Origin of the sequence: Massilia sp. Root335 (assembly GCF_001425685.1) — a bacterium.
Taxonomy (GTDB): Bacteria; Pseudomonadota; Gammaproteobacteria; order Burkholderiales; family Burkholderiaceae_D; genus Telluria; species Telluria luteola.
The window spans coordinates 1,137-1,662 of record NZ_LMCY01000001.1; the positions used below are offsets into that span (position 1 = coordinate 1,137).

A 526-nucleotide genomic window follows, 5' to 3' on the forward strand; every position below is an offset into this window, starting at 1 on the left:
TGCACCCAGGTCGGCGGTCGTGATGGCAGCCACCTGGATGGTGCCCAGGGCGGCGATCTGCGCGGTCGTCAGCGCCCCCACCTGATTGGACTTCAGGCCGGCAACCTGCACGGTCGTCAGGCCGCTGGCCACCTGGGCGGTGCTCAGTGCAGCGATCTGGGCGGTCGTCAGTGCACCCGATTGGGCCGACGACAGCGCGGCGATCTGCGCGGTGGTCAGGCCGGCAACCTGGTTCGTCTTCATGGCGGCCAGGTCGGCCGTTTCGATTGCGGCAACCTGGACGGTGTTCAGGGCGGCGACCTGCGTGCTGCTCAGGCTGCTCACCTGGGCGCTGGTCAAGCCGACGATCTGGGCCGTGCCCAGGCCGCTGGCGACCTGCGCGGTCGTCAGGGCGGCAACCTGATTCGTCTTCAGTGCGGCCACGTCGGTGGTCGTGATGGCCGCGACCTGGACGGTGCTCAGCGCGGCGATCTGCGTGGTCGTCAGCGCGCCCACTTGATTCGACTTCAGGCCGGCGATCTCGGCG

Annotated in this window: 1 pseudogene; it reads right to left on the reverse strand. The window is 69.4% G+C overall.

The features are described 5' to 3' along the window. Positions 1-526: pseudogene (locus ASC93_RS31255) on the reverse strand (heme utilization protein); the annotation flags it as partial.